This window comes from Microbulbifer harenosus, assembly GCF_005771435.1.
GTDB lineage: Bacteria > Pseudomonadota > Gammaproteobacteria > Pseudomonadales > Cellvibrionaceae > Microbulbifer > Microbulbifer harenosus.
Genome location: NZ_VANI01000015.1, coordinates 123015 through 142590 on the forward strand (window position 1 = coordinate 123015; position 19576 = coordinate 142590).

The following is a 19576-nucleotide window of genomic DNA, read 5'->3' on the forward strand; positions in this document are numbered from 1 at the left end:
GCGGATGGTTGCTGGAAAAAAACGGTGGTTTTACTCAACCACCGCGGTAATTTCCCCTTCTGCGAGTTTGGCGTGGATTCTCTGCCCGGAGTAGGTGTCCTGGGCGCGTCGGAGGACCTGATTGTGGTCATCCCGGACAATGGCGTAACCGCGCTCCAGTATCGCCAGCGGGCTGACGCTGTGCAGCAACTGGCCGGTGTGCGCAATCTGCTCCTGTTTGTGTTGCAGCAGTGCCAGCGCGGATTTGCGCAGGCGCTGTGTATGCTGTTTCAGCTGGACCTGCGCACGCTCGATACGGTGGCGGGGGTGTACCTGGGCAAGCGCGCGTTCCAATTGTGCCAGGCGTTGTGCATTGCCGCTTGTGCGCAGCCGAATGGCCGCGCGCAAGCGCATTTCCAGGTGGTCCAGTTGCTGCGCACGGTTCTGCAGCTGCTCGCGCGGGTGGCGCAAGCGATTGCTCACCAGTTGCACCTGCTGGCGCAGATGGCGCAGCTGCAGTTCCATGGTGCGCGTCAGCCGCCAGCGGATCCCGTCGATCTCTTCGCTGAGCGCGGCGGCATTGGCACTGGCGATCTCAGCAGCAGCGGACGGGGTGGGTGCGCGCACGTCGGCCACGAGGTCGGCAATGGTGGTATCGGTCTCATGGCCCACCGCGGAGATGGTGGGGATGGGGCAGGCTGCCAGCGCGCGCGCGACAATCTCTTCATTGAAGGACCACAAATCTTCCAGCGAGCCACCACCGCGTCCCACAATCAACAGGTCGTGCCGCTGCAGACGGCCTGCGAGCTCAATAGCGCGTGCGATCTGCTGCGCGGAGCCCTGTCCCTGCACCTGCACCGGGATCAGTTCGATTTTTGCCGCCGGGTAGCGCCGCCCCAGCACCTGGATCATGTCCCGCACCGCGGCTCCGGTGGGGGAGGTGATGATGCCAATCGTGGCGGGCAGGTAGGGCAGGGGCTTTTTGCGTGCGAGGTCGAACAATCCCTCCGCCTGCAGCTTGGCCTTCAGCTCCTCCAGCTGGCGCATCAGGGCGCCGAATCCCGCCTCTTCGAGGTGCTCGATGATCAGCTGGAATTCCCCGCGGCCCTCATACAGGCTGACACGGGCGCGGGCGAGCACTTCGCGGCCATTAGCCGGCCGGAACCGGACCATCTGGTTGCGCCCCCGGAACATGGCGCAGCGCACCTGGGCGCGGGCATCCTTGAGGGTGAAATACCAGTGCCCGGAACTGGGCGCGGCGAAATTGGAGATCTCTCCGCTTACCCACAACAGCGGTACACTGCCCTCCAGCAGTTGCTTCACCTCCCGGTTGAGATCGCTGACCGTCAGGACGGGCCGCCCGTCGGTGGGCAGCGGGGATCGGGAAGTGGGCATAACTGGTGGGAAATCTGGCATTTCATTCTCATGGGGTGTGATCTGGGCGGCCAATATTGCAAGTAAGTCCTTTCGGGTAAAGAGTTTTGCCCATCCACGGCAAATAGTCTTTTGCTTCCGGGCGCAATGTGGCTATAATCGCGCCGATACCCATTCCCGCTCAGTTTGAGGTTTGAGTGTCCATGTCTGAATCTCTGCGCATCGCGCGCGAAGCCCTCACTTTCGACGACGTCCTGCTTGTGCCCGGTTACTCCGAGGTCACCGCCAAGGATGTTTCCCTGAAGACCAAGCTGTCTCGCAACATCACCCTGAATATTCCTCTGGTGTCCGCCGCCATGGATACCGTGACCGAATCCCGTCTGGCCATTGCGCTGGCCCAGGAAGGCGGTATCGGGATCATCCACAAGAGCATGTCCATCGAGGAACAGGCTCTGGAAGTGCGCGCGGTGAAAAAATTCGAGGCCGGGGTGGTGAAAGATCCCATCACCATCGAAGCCGACGCCACGGTCCGCGAGCTGATCGCGCTCACCACCCACCACAATATTTCCGGCGTACCGGTGATGAATAAGGGTGACCTGGTGGGTATCGTCACCAGCCGCGACGTGCGCTTTCAGACCAATCTGGACGTTTCCGTTGCCAGTATCATGACGCCGAAAGAGCGGCTCGTAACCTGCGATGAAGGTGCCGCTCCGTCTGAAGTGCGCGAGCTGCTGCACAAGCACCGCATCGAAAAGGTGCTGGTGGTGAACGACCAGTTCCACCTCAAGGGCCTGATTACCGTCAAGGATTACAACAAGGCCGAGAAGTATCCGAATTCCTGTAAAGACAGCGACGGCCGCCTGCGCGTGGGCGCCTCTGTCGGCACCAGCCCGGACACCGACGACCGCGTCGCGGCGCTGGTGGAGGCGGGCGTGGACGTGCTGGTGGTGGACACCGCCCACGGCCACAGCAAGAACGTGATTGACCGCGTGCGTCGCATCAAGGAAATGCATCCGCAGGTGGATGTGATCGGCGGCAACATCGCTACCGCGGAGGCGGCCATCGCCCTGGCGGAAGCCGGTGCGGATGCGGTCAAAGTGGGCATTGGCCCCGGCTCCATCTGTACCACCCGTATCGTTACCGGTATCGGCGTGCCCCAGGTCTCCGCCATTGCCGAAGTGGCTAAGGCGCTGGAAGGCACCGGCGTACCGCTGATTGCCGACGGCGGTATCCGCTTCTCCGGCGATATCTCCAAGGCAGTGGCCGCCGGCGCCTACGCCGTGATGATGGGTTCCATGTTTGCCGGTACCGAAGAGGCGCCGGGTGAGGTGGAGCTGTATCAGGGGCGTACCTACAAGTCCTACCGCGGCATGGGCTCCCTTGGTGCCATGTCCCGCACTCAGGGTTCTTCCGACCGCTATTTCCAGGACGCCAGCAAGGGCGCGGAAAAACTGGTACCGGAAGGCATCGAAGGTCGCGTGCCGTACAAAGGCCCGATTTCCGCCATCGTGCACCAGATGATGGGTGGCCTGCGCTCCGCCATGGGTTACACCGGCAGCGTGGATATGGAAACCATGCGCACCAAACCGCAGTTTGTGCGGGTAACCGCCGCGGGCATGGGCGAGTCCCATGTGCACGACGTGCAGATCACCAAGGAAGCGCCGAACTACCCCGTGGGTGGCCGCTGATAAGACGATTCCCAGCCGGGGCCCGGTCTCGGCCAAAAGACTAGAAGTGCACTTTCAAGTGAACCGCAAACGGACCTCTCATGGTCCGTTTGCCGTTTATAAAACCGTTACGAGTAAGCCATGAGCCAAGATATCCATTCCAGCCGAATCCTGATCCTCGACTTCGGTTCCCAGTACACCCAGCTGATCGCCCGTCGCGTGCGCGAACTGGGTGTGTTTTCCGAGATCCGTGCCTTCGACATGAGCGACGAGGAAATCCGTGAATACGCGCCCAAGGGCATCATCCTGGCCGGCGGCCCGGAATCCGTGCCGGAAGAGGGCTCCCCGCGCGCGCCGCAGGCCGTGTTCGAGCTGGGCGTACCGGTGCTGGGTATCTGTTACGGCATGCAAACCATGGCGCACCAGCTGGGCGGTGCGGTGGAAGGCAGCAACGTGCGCGAATTCGGTTACGCGCAGGTGACCGTGGAAGGGCAGTCCGCACTGTTGCACGACATAAAGGACCATCTGGACGACAGCGGCAAGGCGCTGCTGGACGTGTGGATGAGCCACGGCGACAAGGTGGTGAAAATGCCAGAGGGCTTCGCGCTGATGGCTTCCACCCCGTCCTGCCCGATCGCCGGTATGTACCACGCAGAAAAGAATTTCTTCGGTGTGCAGTTCCACCCGGAAGTGACCCACACATTACAGGGCACCCGCATTTACGAGCACTTCGTCATCGAACTGTGCGGCTGCGAAAAACTGTGGACCCCGGAGAACATCATCGAGGACTCCATCGCCAAGGTGCGCGCGCAGGTTGGCAGCTCGAAAGTACTGCTGGGCCTGTCTGGTGGTGTCGACAGCTCCGTAGTGGCGGCACTGCTGCACAAGGCCATCGGTGACCAGTTGACCTGTGTGTTCGTGGACAACGGCCTGCTGCGCAAAAACGAAGGCGACCAGGTGATGCAGATGTTCGCCGATAACATGGGCGTGCGCGTTATCCGCTCTGATGCGGAAGAGGCCTTCCTGTCCCGCCTCGCCGGCGTCGACGAGCCGGAAGCCAAGCGCAAGATCATCGGCAACACCTTTATCGAAATTTTCGACAAAGAAGCCTCCGCACTCCAGGACGTGAAATTCCTGGCTCAGGGCACCATCTACCCGGATGTGATCGAGTCCGCCGCCGCCAAAACCGGCAAGGCGCACGTGATCAAATCCCACCACAACGTAGGCGGCCTGCCGGAAGACATGGCGTTTGAACTGGTGGAGCCGCTGCGCGAACTGTTCAAGGACGAAGTGCGCAAGATCGGCCTTGAGCTGGGCCTGCCTTACGACATGGTCTACCGTCACCCCTTCCCGGGCCCGGGCCTCGGTGTGCGCATCCTCGGTGAAGTGAAAAAAGAGTACGCGGACATCCTGCGCGAAGCGGACGCGATCTTTATCGAGGAATTGCACAATGCGGACTGGTACCACAAAACCAGCCAGGCCTTCGTGGTGTTCCTGCCGGTCAAGTCCGTGGGCGTGGTGGGCGACGGCCGCCGGTACGAGTACGTGGTGGCACTGCGCGCGGTGGAGACTGTGGACTTTATGACCGCACGCTGGGCGCACCTGCCGTATGAGCTGATCGAGAAAGTGTCCAACCGCATCATCAACGAGATCGAGCACATTTCGCGGGTCACCTACGACGTTTCCAGCAAGCCGCCGGCGACGATTGAGTGGGAGTAATTGGCACTGGTTGGCATCGCAGCTGAGGCTTCTGCCTGAGCTGCTGCACAGCGACAGCAATTTACTTGGGGGCGGCAAATCCCTAGCAGCTCAGGCTCAATCCCAACAACAGTACTGTTATGCGCCGGCACCGGGAACTTGAAGGAACTCCAGCACCGCTTTCATAAATTCCGCCGGCCTCTCGATGTTGGAGAGGTGCACGGCGGGAAGCACCAATATCTGCGCGTTCGGAATCGCGGTTGCCATCGCTTCACTGTAGCTGGCCGCGGTAACGGTATCGTGCTCACCCGCAATAATCAGTGTTGGCCGATCGATTAGGGTGATAGTCCGCCGCATGTCCGTATCGCGGACAACCGCAAAGTTGCCCGCAAGCCCCTCCGGGTTCATTGCCAGCAATGTCGAACGGAATTCCTCAACCACAGGCGTGCCATTCTCAAGCATTTGTGCCGGAAACCAGTTGTGCAGAAACATATTTGCGGTCTCTTGCATGTCCTCGGCCTGCAATATCGAACTGATGGCCTCGTCCCACTGTTCCGCCGGCCCTAAATAGGGGGCTGTATTACTGAGAATCAAACGATCAATGCGTTCGGGTGCATGGATACCCAGCCACTGCCCAATAAAGCCTCCGAGCGAAAGGCCGAGGAAGTGAGCGCGTTCCACCTCAAGTTTATTCAGTAGTTCTATTACGTCCCTCCCGAGTCGGCCTATCGAATAGGCCCCCGCCGGAACATCCGACGCGCCGTGTCCGCGCGTGTCGTATCGCAGTACCCGAAAATGCTTGGTCAGCTCCGGAATCTGGCGGTCCCACATCCGCATCGTTGTGCCGATGGAGTTCGATAGCACGAGCACAGGCTTGTCATCGGGGCCATCCAGACGGTAGGCGATGCGCGTGTTATCCCCGGTGGTAATGAATGATAGGCCCGAGTCACCCGACGCCACCGACTTGCTGGCGACAGGATCGGATTGTGTGTCTGCGTGGGCAAACATGGGAAGAAAAGACGACAACAGCGCCAAGCCGGTCAGTACCTGCAGTGCTTTACCGCCGTCGTCCGCGAAGGGGGATTTGAGGCAGCGGCGCAGGTGTTGCACCGTTACTTCCCGCGAGTTCCTCTCCTGAAACTTGCCTGACGGCCGCCGGTGCACTGTGGCGTGGCGCAATCAGCGGCTCTTTGGCAACCGTTAACCAAAGCAACCCTTCATCTTCTTACTCCAGCCAACCTATTGCGGTTTGCCGTTAAGCAGCGAAACAGGGGCAACTCATCCGCATTGCAGTGTTCTGTAAAGGTGCAGACTAGATCATGAATATAACTAATGATTGGGTGAGATATATTCAATTTTATTCAACTACGACCCGGCATAGAATGCGCGCATCCCTTAGCGGTGACCGATAGAAAGGCCGCCAGGAGAAAGCCAGAAACGTTGTAAAACTCTGAAAGACAAGAAATGAATTCAGGTTTTATCGCAGGAACCAGGATACCGGATCGCAATGAGTAAAGAGTTTACATTCACCATCAAGAGCATTTGTTTCGACGAAAACTACCATCCATCGGACAACTCGCGCATCACCACCAACTTCGCCAATCTGGCTAGAGGGGAGCGCCGTCAAGACAACCTGCGCAACGCCTTGAGGATGATCGATAATCGTTTCAATACCCTGGCGCATTGGGACAACCCCAAGGCAGATCGCTATTCCGTTGAACTCGAAATCATATCTGTTGATATTGATGTTGAAGGTAATGGTGAGACCTTCCCCACGATTGAAATACTGAAAACGAATATTGTTGACCACAAGAGTAATAAGCGCATTGAAGGCATTGTGGGGAACAATTTTTCCTCATATGTGCGGGATTATGATTTCAGCGTATTACTGCTGGAGCACAACAAGAATCAGTCCCAGTTCAGCCTCCCGCAGGGCTACGGCGATCTTCACGGAAAAATATTTAAGTCTTTTCTGAACTCAAAGGCTTATCAGGATAATTTCAGCAAGCCACCTGTTATTTGTCTGAGTGTCTCAAGTAGCAAGACGTATCATCGGACCGAAAATCAGCATCCGGTGTTGGGTGTTGAGTACCAGCAAGATGAATATTCTGTGACTGATGAATATTTCGCTAAAATGGGCCTGCAGGTTCGCTATTTCATGCCTCCCAATAGCGCTGCACCTTTGGCATTTTATTTCCAAGGTGATTTGCTTGGCGATTACACGAATATTGAACTTATCAGTACCATTAGCACGATGGAAACCTTTCAAAAGATCTACCGACCTGAAATTTACAATGCAAATTCTGCAGCGGGGAAGCTCTATCAGCCGAGTTTGAAGAATCAGGATTATTCGCTGACGCAGGTTGATTACGATCGAGAAGAACGAAGCCAGTTGGCAATCAAGCAAGGGAAGTTTACGGAAGAGCAGTTCATCAAGCCATATAAAGACATTCTCGAACAATGGGCTGCGAATTACGCCGCTTGATATAGGCAATATAGATAAGATTATTTGTTATGAAGAAATTGTTTCCGACTTCAAGCGCTGGCAGCTTGCCTAAACCGTCCTGGCTTGCAGAGCCCGAGAAGCTCTGGTCGCCCTGGAAGTTGCAGGATGATCAGTTGGTTGAGGGCAAGCAGGATGCTTTGCGTTTGGCATTGCAAGAGCAACAGCAAGCCGGCATCGATATCGTCAGTGACGGCGAGCAAACACGCCAACATTTTGTTACTACGTTTATTGAGCACCTCAACGGCGTTGATTTCGAGAAGCGTGAGACAGTCAGAATTCGTGACCGTTACGATGCGAGTGTGCCCACGGTCGTTGGCGCAGTGTCTCGCCAAAAGCCGGTTTTTGTTGACGATGCCAGGTTTTTGCGTCAGCAAACCACGCAACCTATCAAGTGGGCCCTGCCAGGCCCCATGACAATGATCGATACGCTCTATGACGGTCACTATAAGAGCCGTGAAAAGCTCGCCTGGGAGTTTGCCAAGATTCTCAACCAGGAGGCCAGAGAACTGGAGGCCGCAGGTGTTGATATTATCCAGTTTGATGAGCCTGCGTTTAATGTGTTCTTTGATGAGGTAAATGACTGGGGTGTCGCCACCTTGGAGAAAGCCATTGAAGGGTTGAAGTGTGAAACCGCCGTACATATTTGCTATGGCTATGGCATCAAAGCCAATACAGATTGGAAAAAAACTCTGGGTTCAGAGTGGCGGCAATATGAAGAGGCGTTTCCAAAGCTGCAGAAATCCAATATCGATCTGATCTCACTGGAATGTCACAACTCTCGTGTTCCGATGGATCTGCTTGAACTCATTCGAGGTAAAAAGGTAATGGTTGGGGCCATTGATGTGGCAACCAATACCATTGAAACTCCTGAGGAGGTAGCCAATACGCTACGAAAAGCACTTCAGTTTGTAGATGCTGATAAGCTCTATCCTTGTACCAACTGCGGTATGGCGCCTTTATCTCGTCAGGTCGCAAGAGGCAAGCTGAATGCTCTAAGTGCAGGTGCAGAAATCGTCCGGGAAGAACTCTCGCTCTAGAATTTGAAACTGCATCTAATATTCAGGACCTACCATGTCACTTCCTAATACTGCTATCGAGACGTCCATCGAGCCAGTGCGCTTTCGTGAAGCGCTCGGGAACTATGCATCCGGTATCACGGTGATTACATCACATATTGGCGACGAGCCGATTGGCTTCACTTGCCAGTCGTTCTATAGCGTGTCGATGAGCCCGCCTCTGGTATCATTCAGCGTTATGTCCAGTTCGTACAGCTATCCGAAAATTCGCCGGGCAGGGCGGTTCGCGGTCAATATCCTGTCAGGAGAGCAGGTGGGGATTTCCAACCAGTTCGCACGGCAGGGCGCGGACAAGTGGCGGGGAGTTGAATGGCGGAAGTCGCTGCTGGGTAATCCGATTATTGACGGCAGCCTGCACTGGCTTGACTGCGAAATTCATGCCGAACACGCGGCCGGTGATCATATGATCGTGATCGGTGAAGTGAAAGCCTTAGACCTGCAAAAAACTGCTGCGGCGCAGCCACTGCTGTATTTTAAAGGGCAATATTGCAGTCTCACCGCACCTGGCGTGGTTTGAGGGTCGGCGGGAATCATGCTCTCCACGATGGCAGCCGAGACTGCCACCCGTGAGAATAGTGTCGGTTGTTATCGCCGCTACCGTCCAGAGTCCCTTTCCTTGCCAGATCGTTGAGCAAGGCTAACCCGCGTTGGCTGTAGCCACGAAGGTAGGTCCAATGACTTAGCGCCCAGGTGGCGTAGATTTTCCTCTGCCGTTCGTACCATCACGGATTTTTCATTTAGGGATTTGAGGTTTGGCATCTAAGTAAACTACGCCTCACTCTTTCACCTCTCCCCCCCTCGGAGCAGGGGGGATTCCCTTCTGCTTCCCTCTATGTAGCTTGCCCAACTGTCCCCAACGGGATATTTCCTGAGAAGTTTGTTGTTCAGGCTCGGGCCCAAAAGTTAACTGATAATAACTGGGCCTTTCACTTAAAAATCCGAATAACAAGGTGATTAGAATGAAACCCATAAAAGCGATGGTGGGATCACTGTTACTTGCGTCTTCTTGTGCCGCAGTCAGTGCCAATACACCAAGGACAGCGTTCGTTCATTTGTTCGAATGGCAGTGGGAAGATATTGCATCAGAATGCGAAAATGTGCTCGGGCCAAAAGGATTTAGCGCGGTCCAGGTTTCGCCTCCTCAGAAGTCTATCAGTGGAACCCAGTGGTGGACTCGTTACCAACCAGTGAGTTACCAGATTGAAGGCAGATCTGGAAACCGTTCGCAGTTTTCTGACATGGTAAGTCGCTGCAAGGCCGTAGGCGTCGATATCTATGTGGATGCAATTATTAACCATATGGCAGCGTGGGATAGAAATTTCCCTGAAGTTCCTTATAGTTATGAGCATTTCAACAGCTGTACTTCAGATATTGATTACGGTAATGCCTGGTCTATTCAACACTGCGACTTGGTTGGGTTGAATGACCTGAAAACCGGATCCGCCTACGTACAGCAAAAGATCGCCGACTACTTGAATGACCTCACCAGTCTCGGTGTCGCCGGCTTCCGGATTGACGCAGCAAAACATATTCCTGCGGAAGATATTAATGGAATAAAAAGCCGGCTGACAGGAAACCCGTATATTTTCCAAGAGGTAATCGGCGCTGGTGGAGAACCCGTTCAACCCGGTGATTACAGCTGGATCGGTGATGTCACTGAATTTAATTTTACCAATACAATGGGGCACTATTTTAAACTTCGTGGACCGTTGCGGGAAATTAGTAACATCGGTACATGGTCAGGTTGGCTGCCGAGCGAGGACGCTGTCGTCTTTGTTGCCAATCACGACAACCAGCGCCAAAAAACCGCAGACATTATTACCCACAAAGATGGTAACTACGCAAATAATCTGGCACACGTATTTATGCTGGGTTGGCCTTATGGCTATCCCAAAGTAATGTCAAGCTATGATTGGCACGATCATGATCAGGGGCCGCCCTCATCCGGCGCAAGCAGTTGCAGCAATGGCTGGTTATGCGAACACCGCAACCGTGAAATTGCAAACATGGTGGGATTCCGCAACCATACTGCCGCGCACTGGGGCGTCACTGACTATTGGGATAACGGCAGCAATCAGATGGCGTGGGGGCGTGGCGGACTGGGCTTTGTCGTGCTCAACATGGAGGGTTACGACCTCCGCCGTAGTTTCCAGACGGGAATGCCTGAGGGGCAGTACTGCGACATTATTCAGGGTGATTTCAACAGGATCACCGGTGAATGTAGTGGGTCAACCGTTACTGTGGATAGTAACGGTAATGCCAACTTCAGTGTCTATTACCGCAATGCTTCCGCCATTCATGTGGGAGCGCGCGTTGGCGAACCCTGCATCGACGATTGCAACACCTCAAGCAGTAGCTCATCGGGTGGTGGTTCCAGTAGCAGTTCTTCCGGTAGTAGTTCCAGTAGTGGTTCCGGTGGTAGTTCCGGCGGGAGTCGCATCGATACTCACTTTACCTGCTACAACGGTTACTCCTACTGGGGGCAGAGCGTATACGTGGTCGGAAACGTAGACGAGCTTGGCAGTTGGGACCCCGCCAGGGCACAAAAGCTCAATCCAGATGGCTATCCTACCTGGAATGGGCTGATCAATTTACCATCCAATCAGCCTATTGAGTGGAAATGCCTGAAACGGGAGGAGCAAAATCCCAATGGCGGTATCGAATGGCAAAATGGTTCCAATAACTTCTTCAGATCGGGAGATAACACTTCTCCACGGTCAGGTTTTTGATATCCGCTGACTTTGGAATTTGGGGCTGCGAATTTCACTCTAGTAGAACTAAACTAGAGAGTAATTGGAGTTTGCAGTTCCCCTCTCACTTTACTCTCTCAAAACACCTGCAGCGGCCCGGAATCAGTGCCGACGTAGGGCTCACGGTCGCGATTTTCCCCGCTCTGGAAATGGGTATCCTCGGTGGGAACACGGGAGAGCGGCATACAATACTGAAAATTCATTAGGGATAACCCGCCATTTTTGGTATTTTTTCGCTTTCGCACAAACGCATAAGAAGGGATTTCCATGAAAGGCTTGCAGAAGGCGACCTTGTGGCTGGTATTCGGTTTGATGTTGGGCTGCGTGGTAAGTGGATGTGGTCACGGCGACCGAAATTCAGAAGATATTGTCGATGAAGAAACGGTCGAACAGGATTTTTCCGATGACGAAGAGTTCGTGGATGAAGAGGTTCCAGAGCCGCACCTTGGTGACAACGCCTGTGATCTTGTGAGTCTGGCCGAGGTTTCGACGGTTTTTGGCGGTGAGCCCGCGCGCATCACAGATCGCGTTGACGTCGGTCAAGCAGGGTGGCAGCTGTCTGACGCCACAAGTTGTATCTGGCGGGAATCGCCCGGCGGTGTCATGTCTATCTCGCTACCCGTGTACTATGAATATCCCCGCCCACTTTTTGAGGGTGTGTTTGCCGAGGCCCTGAAAAACGCCGAGGCCATCCCGGGAATTGGAGAAGAGGCTCACCTGACTGTAGATAGCGATTCGCAGATCAACCTGTTTATTTACGATGAGCCAATGTTGCTCATTGTCAAATACGGCGATGACACGAACCTGCCCGCAGCGCGTGTTCGCGATGAATTGATCGCACTTGGCGCAGCGGCTTTCCAGCGCGCAGCGCTGTCTGCCCAGCCTGTGACTTCGCCCTGAGGCATTATTTGTGTGCCTGATTTCCCATGGGCGGCGATCTGCTCCGCGGGCCATAAGATCTGTTGAGCACTGTCCGGTACCGTAGCGCCGCTCAGGCACGAGAGAGAGTAAAAGCTTGATAAGTGGCTTTGGGGACTTGTGCTACAATCGCGCCGGTGAAAACCACGGTATGCATTGCAGCGCATCCTAGGGAGATTTACGGTGGGCAAAACCTCGCGACAAGCAGAGACAATCGATTATTACCAGCCGGAGAAGGGGCGAGCGCTGAATACCTTCAACAGGATTCTGGAAATTTCCCTGGACGTCATCACAAGGGAAGGGGTTGAGGCGCTGAATACCAATCGTATCGCACTCGACTGCGGTATTAATATCTCGACCCTTTACCACTATTTTCCCAATAAGGATTCGATACTTCACGCCCTGTATACACGGTGGTTCGAGCAATTGAGCACCGTGGCGGAAAAGCACCGTGAAGACCGTCATAAAGCGCATAAACTCAGGGCGGCCTATAAGCACTATGTGCTGGATTTGTTGCGTATCGACGGCTTTCCACCCCGGGCCGCGGTGGAATTGGAACGCGCGATAAAAACGCGGAAAAATCTCCTGGCACTGGACAATGACATCGTCGAACGTTCAATCACTGCCTATGCCGAGGATATCCTTGCACATCGGCCCGAGACGGAAGAATCCCGTTTGCCGATACCATCCGCCTTTATGCTGGTCAGTATTTGGGGTGCGATCAGCATCGCGGCGGATATGGACGAATCCGAATACCCGGCCATTGCCGAGCATTGTGCGGAAATGATGGTCGCCCTAATTCGGCATTGACCTCACCCAACTATCTATCTGGTCGATAACGCGCTCGTCATTTTCCTTCCGCTGGGTAGGTCAACTCTCCGCTGAGTTCGGTACCGTCCCAAGGGTTGATGAACTTCACTTGGACGATATTGTATAACCTTTCACTGGGCTTCTGCGGGCGCTGACCCAGTTTGAACAGCAGTTCATCGAACATGGAGCTGCAGGATGCCAGTAATCCGGCGAATGGCAAAATAATCCATCTGTATCGACTTTTCCTCACGGTCGCTTCCTCAGTTACTCAAGATTTTTCCAGTCGCTGTTTGATGGTCGTTGCCCCACGCTCAATTCGTTGCCGATCACCGGGGATAGTTCGAGGCTGAGCCAGTCCAGGAAGTAGTTTTGATAGATCTTCCACGGGTGCTTGTTGCCCTGCCTCGGCAGCAGGTGCTTGCCCCGCAAAATATATCCTGCGGACAGCGGCATAATATCCTGCTCGGCGACGGTTGAATCTGGCTGGTTGGGTTTTGCGTAGTGGTAACCCTTTTTGTCCAGGTGCTTGATCAATCGGCAGGCGTAGCGCGCGGTGAGATCGGTTTTCAGGGTCCAACTGGCGTTGCTGTAGCCCATGAATAGGAAAAAGTTGGGAATGCCGGAGAGCATCATGCCCTTGTAACTCGTACAGTCCGATGCCGGGATGTCCCGGCTGTCCACCTGCAGAGTCACGCCACCCAGCGCCTTCAGTTTGAGCCCGGTGGCGACGACGATGATATCGGCTTCAAGGTTTTCACCGGATGTCAGCAGAATGCCATCGGGTGTGAAGCGCTCGATGTGGCCGGTCACAACGGAGGCCTTTTTCTCCTTGATTGCCAGGAAAAAGTCGCTCTCCGGCACCACGCAGACCCGCTGGTCCCAGGGGTTATAGTGGGGCCTGAAATGCTGGTCGACATCGCAGTGCCCTGCGAGGGCTTCGCGCACGCCATTGATCAGTATTGTCGCGGACTGCTCGGGAAAGGCTTTGGCCAGTTGGTAGAGGACGATCGACAATGAGATATGCTTCCACCGCAGTATGCGATACACCAGCGATTCAGGCAGAAACTTTGATAGCGGGTCTACCCACGGATCCTTTGAGGTGGTGCTTGCCACGTAACCCGGTGATCGCTGCAACATGACCACTTCCTTTGCTTCCTTGGCCAATGCTGGCACCAGAGTAATGGCGGTGGCTCCCGAACCAATTACCACGATGCGTTTGTCGCGCCAGTCTAGTGCGGGATCCCAGTCCTGCGTGTGAACGACCGGGCCGGAAAATTTCGCCTCGTTAGTGAAGTCCGGTTTATAGCCACTCTCATAGTCGTAATAGCCCGAACATGAGAAGAGAAAACGCGCTTCATATATCGTGGACATGTTCTCGCCTGTATCGACATTCACTTGCCACAGGCACTTCTCACTGTGCCAGTTCGCAGCCAGCACTTTGTGCCGATATCGAATGTGCTGTTCCACTCCCACCTCCCTGGCGGTATCGCGAATATAGCGCTTGATATCCTTGCCCTCGGCGATTGCCTTGGGTTCGGGCCAGGGTCTGAACGAATACCCGAGTGTGTACATGTCGGAGTCCGAGCGGATTCCGGGGTAGCGAAAAAGGTCCCATGTGCCGCCTAGATCGGAGCGCATTTCCAAGATGGCGAAAGACAGGCTTGGACATCGGCGCCGCAGGTGACAGGCGGCGCCGATGCCAGAGATTCCGGCGCCGACAATAAGTACGTCGAAATACAGGGGTGACTGCGTCATCTTGATCATTCCTCTTTGGTGAGCGCCACGAGAACGCTGGTCTGAATGCCGTGCGCTAGGATAATCTCCGCTTTGAATTATCATCAAGTAAAAGCTTGATAATAATATTTTCCATCCCTAACATGCAGTTCACTCCAGCGTGAGGAAGGGTAATCTATGAAAATTCTGGCTTTGGGCGGTTGCGGTGATATGGGCAAGGTGGCGGTGCGTGAAATCGTCGGCGAGTCGAAGGTATCTGAGGTGGTGATAGCGGATATCGACTTCGTCAAAGCGAAGCTATTCGCGAAATCCCTGGGGCCGAAGGCCAGGGCTATTGAGGTTGATGTGCGCAGCGATCAGTCACTGGCTGCGGCATTGCGAGCTTGCGATATCGTGGTGTCAACAGTTGGGCCCTACTATCTGTTCGGTCCCCGTGTGCTGTCCGCGGCGATTGAGGCCGGTGTTCACTATATCGATATCTGTGACGACCCGGAGCCAACGCTGGAGATGTTGTCGCTGGACGATCAGGCGAAGGCAGCGGGGATCACCGCGATTATCGGCGCAGGGGCGAGTCCGGGGACTTCCAATCTGCTGGCGGCGAAAGCGATGCAGCTACTGCCACAGGCAACAGAGATTTATACCTTCTGGGGAAGTGGTGGCCCCCTGAGCGACGATGAAGGGACCGAGCTCGGAAGCAGTGCCTCCGGGCCGGCGGCGGCCACGCTACACTGGGTCCAGCAGGTATCAGGACAGGTCAAGGTATACAGGAGTGGTGGTATCTGCGAGGTTGAGCCTTTGCAAGCGGTTAAGCTGGAATTTCCGGGCAGAGGCGCTGATCGCTGCCATATCCTGGGCCACCCGGAACCCATCACTCTCCCGCGGACTTACCCCGGTATCAAACAATCCTATAACCTGATGAATATGCCGGGCTACGTCATTTACGCTCTGGAAAAGGCGGCGGCAAGGGTGGTGGAGGGCGATCAGCAGTCGATCTACGATGCCAGTGTCGAGTTGACACGCATGCTATCCGATAACGGGCAGGGGTTGGGGGATATTGCCCAGTATTTCGCGCACGGCGCGAAGGACGTACTTCGCAGTTTCTTGCCGTCACTCGGCGCGGTAGCCAGGGGGGCGGGGCGGTATGGGAAGACGAGTCTGGTAGGGGTGCATCTGCGGGGCAAGCCCAAGGCGGACGACATGGCGCATTCGACCTGCGTACCCACGGCGATCATTGTCGGGATGCTGTTGGACGGCCAGATTCAACGGCGTGGTGTTATGGCTCCTGAAGCCTGCGTCGATCCTGACGATTTCTTTCTGCGCCTGGCCGATCACATCCATATGGAGCAGGGATTTGATAAAAACAATTACGTCGAGTGCCTGTTGAGCCACACACGGCAGGCCTATCGTCCCCTGTAGGTGTGGAGTACTCCAGTGCAACGGCGCCTGCAGCCCTGGATAAGCAGGGGGTTGCGCTATTAGCTCACGCCTCTGTGTCTTGTTACCGCGTTCGCCATGCTGTTGGAATTGCTGGAACAGTTGCTCCACGCTGTTATTTTTTGACTCGCTCACTCTTGTTCGAAGAAGGCGTGAATGTGGGCCACAAGGTTCTGGTGCAGTGCTGAGGGGAGGTCGTGCCCCATGCCCTCAACCAGTAAATATCGGGCATTGGGAATTGTGTTGGCCACGTCCCAGCCACAGGCCGGCGGAATTAGCCGGTCCTCGTCACCGTGTATCACCAGGCAGGGCAGTTGCAGGCCGGCGAGTATCTCAGTCCGTGAGCCGTCCGCGAGGATGGCGCAAAACTGGCGTTCGACACCGTGAAGGTTTGGGTGATCGCGCTCGACACTGGTAACAACAAAGTCGCGAAGCTCATCGGGATCAGGCGGGTAGCGCTTACTCGCAATCAGCTTCCAGAAAGCAAGATCGTGAGTGATCCTCGCTTGTTTTCCCGGCGATGTGGGTGCGGAAAGCAACAGCTTGCGTACCGCTTTCTCCGGCCCGGGCAGGCCTTTGCGACCGGAGCTGGACATAATGCAAACCAGCTTAAATATTCGCTCCGGCGCCAGGTCTGCCAAGTGCTGGGCGATCATGCCCCCCATGGAGGCCCCCATCAGAAAACAGCGATCAATACCGAGAGTGTCCAGCAGGTCGATGCAATCCCTCGCCATGTCGCGCAGCGTGTAGGGCGCGCGGCACGGTAAGCCGATTTTACTGGCAAGCAGTATCCACAGCAGATTGGGCGGGCCTAGGGCGTCGAAACGGCTCGCCTGGCCAATGTCACGGTTGTCAAAGCGAATGACACGGTAACCCTGGTCCGAGAGGGACGCACAGAAGTCATCGTGCCAGGCGATACGCTGAGCGCCGAGACCGTGCACCAGAAGCACCGCTGGGTCGGCATCATGACCAAACTGGTCATAGCGCGTGCGTATTGATTGAAGGTCAATAACTGCGCTGCGGTAAAGCTTGTTTGGTTGGGTAGATTCCGTCTGATTGTTCATGACATATCCCGGCGATAATTAAATCAAGTATATACTTGATTTAAAGGCCTGTTCAATTGTAGATTGACCGCACTGAGTCGCACACCGGTGAAACATCAACAAGGAACGCGAGGAATGTGGAATATTAAGAACAGTAACTGCTCGATTGGCGGTACGGCGCCTTTCCTGGTCGTCTTACTTTTGATTGCACCGCTGGCGATGTTGCCCGCGAAAACGTTGGCTGAAGGATGGCGCTATGAGTACGACTTCTATCTTGATGGCGATATCGTCGGCACTGTGTCCCGGCAGGTCGATAAGTTAGGCAGCAGTACTGAGGTACAGGAAACGGTTGTATACACTGAGCCTGCTATTGATAAAGCTGTCGAAGTGAGCATCTCACGCAGCGAACGCTACGACCCTTTGGGCCGACTACAGTTGGCGGATACAAAACAGCAACGGGGAAAGGCTGCCTATTGGTCGCGTATCGAATCGGTCGGTGGTGAACTCTGGGCCATCCGTTCGCCGGTGGAAAGCCTGTCCGAAAAGGAAGATGCACAGTTTGTTGGATTTGCCTTCGCAGCTGTTGCGGATGCCGTTCCGCTGGTGGGGCAGGTGGTGTCTTACTCCAGTATTTTGCTGGGCGATAGTGAAAACGCCGAGGGCAATATTCGCCTCCCAGACAGCGGCTATGATTCGACTCTGCATTTTTTGCCTGAGTTCTGGCAACTGGCCAGCGAATCGTTGCCGGAACAAGTCAATATCCTCGATATTTCCGGGCACCGGGTCTGGCGTGCGAATGTGGTCGCCGTTGAGAATCTTGGTCGTGCGGGCAGCTGCTACCGCATGGATTCCGATGAACTGGATAGTCTGGAATTCTGCCTGGACACGGGAGAAAACGGGTGGCCGCATTATTCGATGCTGCGCCAGTCCACCGTCAGCGGTAGTTTCGAATTGCGCTTGCGATCGCTTGCGGTCGACAGCGGTGCGGTTTCGGGGAGTGAAGGATGAAGGCGCGCGTTGCTGCCATAGTACTATTCTTGCTGCTTTGTGGTTGCGGTCTGGGTGCGGAAGACATTGCGTTTCACAGCGGCGGGAACCGGCTCGCAGGAATTTTTCTCCCTCCTGACACAAACACCCAACCCTGCGGCGTGATTGTGACCGTGCACGGTGACGGCCCGCTCGATAGGGAGGCCTTTGGCTACTATCCGCTGATCTGGGAATTGTTGCGGGCCCGGGGTTACGCCGTGCTCTCCTGGGATAAACCGGGAATAGGCGGTTCCACCGGCAACTGGCTGCATCAGAGCATGGAGGATCGCCAGCGGGAGGTGTCGGCGGCCATCGAGTATATCGAGCAGCGTTTCGCGCCGAATCAGCTGTCAATTGGCCTGTTGGGGTTCAGCCAAGCCGGCTGGGTTGTGCCCGCGGTGGCGAACCAAAACCCCAGTGTGGATTTTGTTATCGGTGTGGGCTTTGCTATCAATTGGATAGAGCAGGGCTGGTATCTGACACTGTCTCGCCTGCAAGGGGAGGGCGCCAGTGAATCCGAAATCGATGAAGCCAGAACACAATATATTGACGATATGGCTTTTTTGGCGACCATGCCGACCTACGAGGCTTATCTGGCCTCACTGGACGCGGGTGAGAAACCGATGTCCCTGGATCGCTACGGCTTTGCGCTGAAAAACGTTCAGGCCGACGCGATGGATGACTACCGGCAATTGCACAAGCCCCTGTTGATGTTACTGGGTGAGGACGACCTGAATGTAGATGTTGTCGACACCCGGGACAGGCTGGCGGCACTTTCGGCAACCCATCCCAACTTCCGCACGGTAGTTTTGCCCGCAGCGACGCACTCGCTGCTCAAGAGTCGCCAATTCAACACACAGAGTCCCGGTTTGCTATTTCTTGCCAAGCTCCACCTGTTTGGCGATAGCGCCGTGTCACCGCAGCTGGAGCCGGTTCTCGATGAGTGGTTGTCCGATAGGGTTTGTTCAGGCTGAATTGGTTACAGTTGCACTGTTCGACTCAGCGTGAGTCCGTCATTTCTAGGAGAAACCGGTGAAAATTCCACAATTGGCAACTCCTTTTCTTTTTATTTTCCTCGTGTTGTCGTCGGCGCTACCGGCTGGTGAGGAGAAGATGACCTGGCGACTGGTCCTATCGCAGACTTCTGGAGGATGTAGCCTGACACTGTTTGCGGATGGTTCCGGCAAACTTTCCTACGGCGCCGCGCCTTACATGGTTCGCGTTGCCACGCGGACCTTTGATTATGAACAGATTAATCGTTCTGCCCGGTTGCGTGCCCTGCCCAGACGAGCCGATGCTCGCAGTGATATAGAGCCCGCCAGCGTTGTTTTCTATGAGTCCAGTGTGGTGCGGTATCTCAACGATACGCAATGGGTTCGCGGTTTGCTGGAGCAGGGCTGGAAGTCACGCTTGCCGCCCCGCGCAGGCTTGGGTGAGGAAGACGAGTATGCCTCGATAGGGCGGACCTGTGGCTTCCGTTGAGCCGCTGGACTGTTTTGGAGCCATATCCGTGCCGAGTGGCACCTGTTCTTAATCCGGCAGTCTGAAAACTGTATAGATC

General features: G+C 55.4%; 18 protein-coding genes. 12 read left to right on the forward strand and 6 right to left on the reverse strand.

Annotated features, from left to right (window positions below; translation table 11 throughout):
- Nucleotides 1–30: 30 nt before the first annotated feature.
- On the reverse strand, nucleotides 31–1374 hold the full coding sequence (gene xseA, locus FDY93_RS14525; protein WP_138236478.1) for an exodeoxyribonuclease VII large subunit: 1344 nt from the start codon (nucleotides 1372–1374) through the stop codon (nucleotides 31–33).
- A gap of 182 nt (nucleotides 1375–1556) precedes the next feature.
- On the opposite strand from xseA, the gene guaB reads away from it, so the two are divergent.
- Nucleotides 1557–3041, forward strand: coding sequence for an IMP dehydrogenase (gene guaB / locus FDY93_RS14530; RefSeq protein ID WP_138236479.1), 1485 nt, complete (start codon nucleotides 1557–1559; stop codon nucleotides 3039–3041).
- Nucleotides 3042–3161: 120 nt separating this feature from the next.
- On the forward strand, nucleotides 3162–4739 hold the full coding sequence (gene guaA, locus FDY93_RS14535; protein WP_138236480.1) for a glutamine-hydrolyzing GMP synthase: 1578 nt from the start codon (nucleotides 3162–3164) through the stop codon (nucleotides 4737–4739).
- A gap of 117 nt (nucleotides 4740–4856) precedes the next feature.
- Here guaA and FDY93_RS14540 read toward each other — a convergent pair whose 3' ends face one another.
- The gene (locus FDY93_RS14540) at nucleotides 4857–5828 is read right to left on the reverse strand and encodes an alpha/beta fold hydrolase (RefSeq protein ID WP_220446206.1); all 972 of its coding nucleotides are present in this window, start codon (nucleotides 5826–5828) and stop codon (nucleotides 4857–4859) included.
- Nucleotides 5829–6225: 397 nt separating this feature from the next.
- On the opposite strand from FDY93_RS14540, the gene FDY93_RS14545 reads away from it, so the two are divergent.
- From FDY93_RS14545 to FDY93_RS14560, 4 genes are all read left to right on the forward strand, one after another.
- Nucleotides 6226–7203, forward strand: a complete 978-nt coding sequence (locus FDY93_RS14545) for a DUF1852 domain-containing protein (protein ID WP_138236482.1) — start codon at nucleotides 6226–6228, stop codon at nucleotides 7201–7203.
- A 29-nt stretch (nucleotides 7204–7232) separates the two neighbouring features.
- Nucleotides 7233–8261: a methionine synthase gene (locus FDY93_RS14550; protein WP_138236483.1), complete on the forward strand. Its 1029-nt coding sequence runs from the start codon at nucleotides 7233–7235 to the stop codon at nucleotides 8259–8261.
- A gap of 34 nt (nucleotides 8262–8295) precedes the next feature.
- Nucleotides 8296–8817 (forward strand): flavin reductase family protein, encoded by a 522-nt coding sequence (locus FDY93_RS14555; protein ID WP_138236484.1) that lies wholly within the window; start codon nucleotides 8296–8298, stop codon nucleotides 8815–8817.
- 442 nt (nucleotides 8818–9259) lie between these two features.
- Nucleotides 9260–11029, forward strand: a complete 1770-nt coding sequence (locus FDY93_RS14560) for a carbohydrate-binding module family 20 domain-containing protein (protein WP_138236485.1) — start codon at nucleotides 9260–9262, stop codon at nucleotides 11027–11029.
- A 98-nt stretch (nucleotides 11030–11127) separates the two neighbouring features.
- Here the strand turns inward: FDY93_RS14560 and FDY93_RS19870 are convergent, their stop codons facing one another.
- Nucleotides 11128–11253 carry a hypothetical protein gene (locus FDY93_RS19870; RefSeq protein ID WP_281282515.1) on the reverse strand — a complete coding sequence of 42 codons (126 nt, stop codon included), beginning with the start codon at nucleotides 11251–11253 and terminating at the stop codon, nucleotides 11128–11130.
- A 64-nt stretch (nucleotides 11254–11317) separates the two neighbouring features.
- Between FDY93_RS19870 and FDY93_RS14565 the strand changes: the two genes are divergently transcribed.
- Nucleotides 11318–11950: a hypothetical protein gene (locus tag FDY93_RS14565; protein WP_138236486.1), complete on the forward strand. Its 633-nt coding sequence runs from the start codon at nucleotides 11318–11320 to the stop codon at nucleotides 11948–11950.
- Nucleotides 11951–12151: 201 nt separating this feature from the next.
- A complete protein-coding gene (locus tag FDY93_RS14570) occupies nucleotides 12152–12778 on the forward strand; it encodes a TetR/AcrR family transcriptional regulator (RefSeq protein WP_171018995.1) in 627 nt (208 codons plus the stop codon).
- A 37-nt stretch (nucleotides 12779–12815) separates the two neighbouring features.
- On the opposite strand, the gene FDY93_RS19510 is transcribed toward FDY93_RS14570, so the two are convergent.
- Together FDY93_RS19510 and FDY93_RS14575 are read right to left on the reverse strand one after the other, a co-directional pair.
- Entirely contained in the window at nucleotides 12816–12962 is a 147-nt protein-coding gene (locus tag FDY93_RS19510; RefSeq protein ID WP_171018996.1) for a hypothetical protein, read from the reverse strand.
- A gap of 80 nt (nucleotides 12963–13042) precedes the next feature.
- A complete protein-coding gene (locus tag FDY93_RS14575; protein ID WP_220446207.1) occupies nucleotides 13043–14533 on the reverse strand; it encodes a flavin-containing monooxygenase in 1491 nt (496 codons plus the stop codon).
- A 156-nt stretch (nucleotides 14534–14689) separates the two neighbouring features.
- Here FDY93_RS14575 and FDY93_RS14580 point away from each other — a divergent pair, with 156 nt between their 5' ends.
- Nucleotides 14690–15928: a saccharopine dehydrogenase family protein gene (locus FDY93_RS14580; RefSeq protein WP_138236489.1), complete on the forward strand. Its 1239-nt coding sequence runs from the start codon at nucleotides 14690–14692 to the stop codon at nucleotides 15926–15928.
- Nucleotides 15929–16077: 149 nt separating this feature from the next.
- Here FDY93_RS14580 and FDY93_RS14585 read toward each other — a convergent pair whose 3' ends face one another.
- Nucleotides 16078–17010 (reverse strand): alpha/beta fold hydrolase, encoded by a 933-nt coding sequence (locus FDY93_RS14585; RefSeq protein WP_138236490.1) that lies wholly within the window; start codon nucleotides 17008–17010, stop codon nucleotides 16078–16080.
- A 114-nt stretch (nucleotides 17011–17124) separates the two neighbouring features.
- Between FDY93_RS14585 and FDY93_RS14590 the strand changes: the two genes are divergently transcribed.
- The 3 genes from FDY93_RS14590 to FDY93_RS14600 are packed head-to-tail and all read left to right on the forward strand — an operon-like array spanning nucleotide 17125 to nucleotide 19497.
- Complete coding sequence (locus FDY93_RS14590) at nucleotides 17125–17997, forward strand: hypothetical protein (protein WP_138236491.1); 873 nt, start codon at nucleotides 17125–17127, stop codon at nucleotides 17995–17997.
- On the forward strand, nucleotides 17994–18989 hold the full coding sequence (locus tag FDY93_RS14595; RefSeq protein ID WP_138236492.1) for an alpha/beta hydrolase family protein: 996 nt from the start codon (nucleotides 17994–17996) through the stop codon (nucleotides 18987–18989). Before FDY93_RS14590 ends, FDY93_RS14595 begins: the two co-directional genes overlap by 4 nt.
- A gap of 58 nt (nucleotides 18990–19047) precedes the next feature.
- Nucleotides 19048–19497, forward strand: a complete 450-nt coding sequence (locus tag FDY93_RS14600; protein ID WP_138236493.1) for a hypothetical protein — start codon at nucleotides 19048–19050, stop codon at nucleotides 19495–19497.
- The last annotated feature ends 79 nt before the right edge of the window (nucleotides 19498–19576 follow it).